Origin of the sequence: Furfurilactobacillus entadae, assembly GCF_045862745.1 — a bacterium.
GTDB classification, from domain to species: Bacteria; Bacillota; Bacilli; order Lactobacillales; family Lactobacillaceae; genus Furfurilactobacillus; species Furfurilactobacillus entadae.
Map to the genome: position 1 here is coordinate 38788 of NZ_BQXN01000019.1, position 7298 is coordinate 46085.

Annotated in this window: 5 protein-coding genes; all 5 read right to left on the reverse strand. The window is 48.7% G+C overall.

Annotated features, from left to right (window positions below; genetic code table 11):
* Positions 1-63: 63 nt before the first annotated feature.
* The 5 genes from ACKTR5_RS08575 to ACKTR5_RS08595 all read right to left on the reverse strand — a co-directional run bounded on the left by ACKTR5_RS08575 (position 64) and on the right by ACKTR5_RS08595 (position 7059).
* Positions 64-1353, reverse strand: coding sequence for an ammonium transporter (locus ACKTR5_RS08575; protein ID WP_407880800.1), 1290 nt, complete (start codon positions 1351-1353; stop codon positions 64-66).
* 330 nt (positions 1354-1683) lie between these two features.
* Entirely contained in the window at positions 1684-2883 is a 1200-nt protein-coding gene (locus tag ACKTR5_RS08580) for an MFS transporter (RefSeq protein ID WP_407880802.1), read from the reverse strand.
* A 64-nt stretch (positions 2884-2947) separates the two neighbouring features.
* Positions 2948-5140, reverse strand: a complete 2193-nt coding sequence (locus ACKTR5_RS08585; RefSeq protein ID WP_407880803.1) for an Ig-like domain-containing protein — start codon at positions 5138-5140, stop codon at positions 2948-2950.
* A gap of 37 nt (positions 5141-5177) precedes the next feature.
* Entirely contained in the window at positions 5178-6221 is a 1044-nt protein-coding gene (locus tag ACKTR5_RS08590) for a DUF916 and DUF3324 domain-containing protein (RefSeq protein WP_407880805.1), read from the reverse strand.
* Positions 6222-6369: 148 nt separating this feature from the next.
* Positions 6370-7059, reverse strand: coding sequence for a WxL domain-containing protein (locus ACKTR5_RS08595; RefSeq protein ID WP_407880807.1), 690 nt, complete (start codon positions 7057-7059; stop codon positions 6370-6372).
* Positions 7060-7298: the final 239 nt, after the last annotated feature.

Consider the following 7298-nt stretch of genomic DNA (forward strand, 5'->3'; position numbering starts at 1 on the left):
TGATTGTTAGCACCCCACCCGTTTGGGCTGGTGTGTTAACAATCAGCTTTTTAATTTTACCCATTAATGATGCCGAAGCCGGGCTAACTGCCCAGCAAAATCTTCCTGGTGTTGCAACAAATGACTCGCGTAAGGGTCCTTTGTTTCCACCCGCTCGCCGTGCTCACTTTCGTCCAGGCCAATTCTTTCATCCTGTGCTGAAACACGCATTGGAATAAACCGGCGTAAACCCCAAATCAGTAACCCACTGGTAACGGCGACCATCAACATCGTCACAACGGTTGCCACCGTTTGAATCCCAAGCAAGTGCCAGCCACCGCCATAAAAGAGGCCATCATGGATCACCGCTCGATTCACTTGGTGTGTGGCGAAGAGGCCCGTCAGGATTGATCCGGTGATTCCGGCAACCCCGTGACAGCCAAACGCATCCAACGCATCATCGATCCCAATCAACGGCTTCAATACATGAACAAACCCATAACTAGCTAACGTTGCTAACACGCCGATCCATAGCGCCCCATTTACGGTAACGTACCCAGCAGCTGGTGTAATGCCGACCAGGCCACACAAGGTTCCGGTACAGATTCCAGTCAACGTGACCCGCCGGTGAGGCAGCGCCTCTAGCCCCATCCACGTCATCATCGACGTGGCGGTGGCGACCGTCGTGGTTAACATTGCGGTAACGGCCACACCATTGATTGCCAGCGCACTCCCCGCATTAAAGCCATACCAACCAACCCACAGAATTGTTGTTCCACAAAGAACCCACGGAAGGTTATACGGATGGTTGGTCGCTGGCCGTAACCGTCGCCCTAAGAACGCTGACAAGACGTACGCGGTAACACCAGCATTAATATGAACCACCGTTCCACCAGCGAAATCTAGAACGCCAAGCTTCGCCAGTAACCCGTTTGGACTCCACACCATGTGCACCATCGGATAGTAAACCACGAGGCTCCACAGCACGATGAAAGCCAATAAGAAATTAAACCGAATTCGGCCCACCACCGCACCGACAAACAGTGCTGGTGTGATCACCGCAAACATCATCTCAAACAGTAAATAAACCGCTTCAGGAATTCCAGTCGCCGTCGTGCGCATGAGGTTTGCATCCGTTAACCACCAGTGCTGAACGTGGCCCACGACGCCACCAATATCCCCGTTGAACGCTAACTGCGATCCCACCATCACGAATAGTAAAATGGCTAACCCACAGATGACAAAGACCGATAGCATCGTGCTAACGACGTTTCGTTTTGAGACCAAGCCACCATAGAAAAACGCCAAGCCAGGCGTCATGAACAAGACTAAAATCGTCGATAAAATCATAAATACCGTGTCTGCTGGATTCATTACGCCACCCCATTTTGATCGTACGATACAAATATATCAGATCAATGTCAAGGTTCTTTCAACCACCGGTAAATATTTAACTAATTTAATTGTCGCCCGAAAACGCGAAACGACTTGCAGACTTCGACTCGTCTAACAAGAATCCCCACTCATGGACCAAGTACACACTCGCAACTTTTTCTTGTTTTGACTCCCGAAAACGCGAAACGACTTGCAGACTTCGACTCATCTAACAAGAATCCCCCACTCATGGACCAAGGGCGTCCATAAGTGGGGGGATTCTTGTTAGACGAGGGAGCCTAAACGCATGTCGTTTCGCTCTCTCTTTTTTTATTTATCGGTGCGGTAGGCCCACACCACCATTGCTAAGTTAAGGACCACCAGCAATGTTGTCATCAAGAACACGTACCGATAATCCAGAATGCCTGATACCGCCGAAGCCAGCATTGGGCCCACCACGGAGCCGATGGCCTGCGACGATTGATTGTAACTGAAAATTCGGCTAACTGCTTCATCCGGCGTATTTAGCGTCATCACCGTTTGGGTCACGGGCAGTAACGCCGCGTCGGAAATACCGACCAAAAAGCGCCACACCCCTAACATAACGACCGACGTCACGAAAAACATCGGAACAAACATCAATCCACAAAAGATCAATCCGGCAATCAGTACGTGCTGGGGCCCAATGTGATCCCCCAGTGAGCCAAGCCGTGGTGCGGCAATTAACGTCGCAATCCCTGGCAAGGCGGCGATGATCCCACTAGCAAACGCAATGTTTCCGCGCCCACCCATCAGTTCTTTTACGAACAAACTGATAATCGGGTTGATCGAAGTTGTCGCTGCTTGAATCAGCATTGATGACCCAATCATCGCCCACACGATTCGGGGATGAGCGATGTGAGCAAACGCACTTTCCTGCCCCGCCTTATCCGTTTTCGCAACAGGTGTGAAATCTTCCTTAACATAGAAGTACGTGACCAGAGACGCAATAAACATTAAGAACCCAAAGATAAAGAACGGTATACGGTAGCCGGCGACCTCGGCAATCAGTCCACCAATGATCGGTCCAATCAACTGACCACCAACGGCGCCCGTCGTGAGTGTTCCCATTGTCTTGCCGCTTTGTTCCATGGGTACTTCACTGGCAATCAACGCGTACGCGTTATTAATGTATCCGGAAAAGGCACCCTGAATGAGCCGTAACCCAATCAGCACCCACACATTGGGCGAAAATCCAGTTAACGTGGCCGTGATCATCATCCCAATGGCGGCCCGCATCAACATTGGTTTGCGCCCCGTCCGGTCTGCCAACCGGCCCCAAAGTGGAGACACGATCGCCTGACTTAGAAACGTGACCGAAAAGGCCAAACCGGCATACAGCGTCAGCTCCCATTTCGGAAAATGACCCATTTGACTAATAAATAGCGGTAAAAATGGCAGACTCATGCTGGCACCTGCACCGGTAACAAAATTACCGACCCATAATGCTGACATGTCTTTCTGCCATTGTGCGCGCGGTTGACGTGACATAGCTCCACTCCTCAATTGACTCTAATAGGATTACTATACCACTTCAACGAAACGCATTAAGTGTCTAATTTGTTGGTGTCGTTGCAAAATTAAGGTCCAAAATGCCTTGGTAGCTTTGTGAACGAACCGAATCACTTGGGACCACCAAGCGAACACCCTGTGCATTATTTTGTTGGCTCAGGATGTCATTAAAGCCAACCCGTTGAAACTGACTGGTTGGATACACGGCTGTGTTTGTCATATCATTCGTGAAAATTGGTAAGGCACTGGTCGACAGTCGTGTGCTAACCCCATTTGCATCTGTGAAAACGAGGGGCTGATACAATTTGTCCACAGGATTCAGGGTGTTCGTCAACACGTTATTTTCTAACGAGGCTGTCATGGTCCACTTCGCGCCGGCCCCCGCATTCAGTGAATTAACTGCCGTCATGGTGAAATTTTGAGCCCGGTTTGGTGTTAACGTTTGCCCAGCCGTTATGGTCGCCGGTGAAAACGTCAATGGTGACACAGCCTGAACATACAGTTGTTCAACCAGCGGAACCACCACCGTTTCCGTCGTACTCGTCCCACCAGATCCGTTCGTTGCTTTAACACTCAACGTTTCACCACCAATCGCTGCTCGGTTTAGCGTCACATTATACGTCCCGTCGCTAGCAACCGTTCCGGTTCCTAATTGATGGTTTGTGCTATCAGTCACCGTCACTGTGCTCCCAACTTGTGCTAACGTCCCGGTCACGGCCGTTGCGCCACTTCCGCTCACCACTGAGTGGGTCGTCGGGACAGAAATAATCAATGGAACGGTCCCCGTTGTTGCGTTATGCATACCCGGAACCGTTAGCGCCGCAGTATGTTGTTTTTGCGGATCTAACCCGTTTAAAATAGCAGTCTTATCGCTATATTTAATTCCGGTGGTGGTCCCGGCAGTTACTGGGGTGCCACGAGTGATCGGATTATCTGCCCCAACATCATTGCCGTCGATAACGAGGTCAGCGGGATTGCTCGTCGCTGGAAATCCGCTACCAGAGGCGGTTAACTGCCAACCGGCATTACTATCAGGTAATGATGTTTGCTGATTCCAGGCAATTTGGCTTGGTGAGTTGACCTGAATGCTTTGATTTTGTTGAACCGTAGTGGTGGTACTTGCCGATAATCCCTGGTTGGTCACCGTTACCGTCAGTGTTTCATTGGCAACCGCCGCACGATTCAGTGTGACCGTATAACTGCCATCGGACGCAACGGTCCCCGTCCCCAAGACATTATTACTACCATCGGTCACTGAAACACTGGCACCAATTGCACTTGAAGTTCCACTCACCTGCTTTTGTCCAGACCAGACCGAATTGACAGTTGGCTGGGCCGGGTTAACATATAACGGGATGCTGGTTGTACTTGTCCACGGATTTGTTGGACGCCCATTATGATAAGCCACAACTTTTAACGTGTGTCCGGTTGATGGTGATAAACTATCAAGGGCGGTCTTAATCGCTGACCAGTTTCGCGCCGCAATTTTTCCAGCATTGACGGTCAGAGTGGACCCGGTTGTGCTCGTATCACTTGTATTGAACGCGTCACCCGCAATTTGTTGACCGTCAATCATAAACGAAACACTGTTGATTTGGTCTGAAGTTGTGTAGTTAAACGCGGTCCCCGCTGACAGCTGTAAAGATTGACCAAAGAAGGCCGGCATGGTTCCTGTCTTTTGATCATAAGTGATGGCCGATGGCACCGCCCCACCGTTAACCTGAGTCACACTCATATTTGGGTCCGTTACGGGTAAGGAAACGTTGTACAGCTCCAGTAAGCCCAGCGTTCTATTAACAACATTGACCGTATCGCCAACCTTCATCGGGGTCCCAATATCGCCAGACCAGTTGGTGACCTGGTTATTTAAGGTTAATTTTTGTGTCCCATTCAGGCTAATGATCAAACTTCCTAAGGTCCCTAACAAATCGTTAGCTCCGCGAACCGTTTGGCCGTTTTGGATTAACGTTGTTGCATCTAACCGGGTAATTAAATCCGGTATCTTTGCATCAGCGTTCTCATCTTTGTCATTTGTCGTTTCAGGCGTTGCTTCATTTGCTGGTTTTACCTGCTCATCTTCTTCTTCCGGTTTCGACTGGTCATTTGCCTTCACCGGTTGTTGTGATTCATTTTGTGCCTGGTCATTCGCAAAACTCGTTATGCTCGTAATTCCGGTCATTCCGGTTACAAGCAACAGAGTCATCGCAATTCGGCCGAACCGCCGCCATCGTCTCATTTTGTCACCTCCTACCTTACGTACTGGTTACAACCGACTACTTCTCCTGACGCCGCCAAGCAAAGCGAACGATAATCCAAATTAGTCCACCGACAACGATTGCCAGTAACACACCGCCAGCGACGTACCATAGAACATTTCGTTCAGGCGCCTTATCTAACGCCTTTTTGTTCACCTTACTGGCGTCTTCCGAAGTAATGGTCATTTTTTTCGTAAACGACCACTGATGATCACTATTTTTGGCCGTCATTTTGACAACATATTTCCCGGGCAATAATTCATCCTTCCCGTAGAGAATCGGGAAATCAAAGTTTGAATTTGGCGCCATTCCGACATGTTCGAGTTTAGCTTCCTTCACAACCTTATTTGATCCTTCACGATAAACTTTCCCCGTCACCGTTAACCCACTAATAATTGCTGGCTGTGAATTTTGAAGGTTGGCAAAGATTCCCTTTCGGTAGTTTCGAAGTCCTGGCTTAACGTCGTTCAACGCCAGCTTTGGTGATACCGTGTGATCGACCGTTAACTTCATTCCAACTGCGTACCCATAACGGTTGTTAATGGTCATCCCTTTTGCTTCCTTTGTTTGTTGATCTTTAACCACCCGTTCAAAGTACCATGCGCCAAGGGCAACTCCCTTCGTCGCATCTTTCGGAACTTTAATGGTTGCCGTAAGTGTTTTTTCACTATTTTCCGGCACCGTAATCACTTTATCCTCGTGCAACGTTACCCACTTCGTTAACGGCTGCTTTAACGTTTTATCTTGTTTCTTCGCTGGTGTTACGTATTCAATCTGGCCGTTCGCATTAGTATGGGCTGCATGAATCTCATTCTTGATTTTCATCGCCTTATTGCTACTGTTGTAGACCGCCATTTTAACTGTTTGTTCATCACCTGGTTGAACCTTTAAATCAAAATAGCTTTGCTTTTGATCAATCTGGTTTTTCGGTAGCTCAGCCTTCACACTAAAGCCAACTTCGGAAGCGTCATCCGCAGCGAAAGCGGTATGCGTCAATGCGCTTCCCATAAAAAAGCTCATCATCAAAATCAATACTAACCGCCACTGTCCTCGTTGTTTCATTTGCTTCCTCCTTTTTGTCTGAGCCACTACCAAATATTTTCTAAGTAAAACGCCGGCGCGCCATTGAGCGGTTGCCGGCGTTGCCAATTATGATCATCATTCTCGGTCACTTCACCGTCTTCAATCATGAACCATCAATGAGCCAGTATTAAGCTGGCGCGTCTTGTAACGTCCACGTCAAGTTTGTTGAATAGGCTTCTGCTTTCGCAGTTCCACCCATAACTTGCAGTTGCACAGCACTTGGTTGCCAACGGTCCACCGTTAATCCAGCACCATTTCCTGCGGCGGCTCCTAATAGAACCCCACCTGAAGAATCTAATGCGTTTGAAACGGCTGTGGCGACTGCACCATTACTCGTTCCTGAGGCTGTCGCAACCGTCCCGGCTGGCAGTGTCAACGTTGCACCCGTCAAGGTATCACTGGTTACTGGTGCCTTCATTGGTGAACCACTCACCTTCAATGCCCAACCAGCCGTGGTCCCACGTTCATCTGACACTTGCGCGGACTGATAACCATTGATCATGTCTGACGTTGCTTTAGCCGTATATGTCTGGTTTGAACTACTGATAGGGTTTGCCCCAAAATCAATTAAGTTAGAAACATAGTTCAGCCGTAATGGTCCTGTCGCTCCTGTCCCCGGGTTCCCTGGATTAATAACCGGTCCACCACCTGGATTAGTTGGATCAACAGGACCACTCGGACCACTCCCCGGAAGGAAACTAGCAGTTACCTCTGTATGTGCAGTACCAACGTCTCCGGCTGCATGGACACCTATTGCTGGGCCTAACAGTAAAACTGCCGTTGCCATTGCACCAATGATCGTCGCTCTTTTTAACATATCCTCGCCTCCTTATCTTATCGTTCACATGCTTAACCGAAAGTGGTCATGACTTACATAATTGATAATGTTAGCATAACAATGATATCTATTCTTTTTCAAATCTTATGATTATTATAAAAAACGACTAATCACCCCTTGATTCGGGAAACTGAAGTGAACCCATTAAGTTGGACATGTATATTAAGCGACTGATTGAAGGGCAAGCTGCCGGTATTGAACCGGTGTCTTGCCTTTAG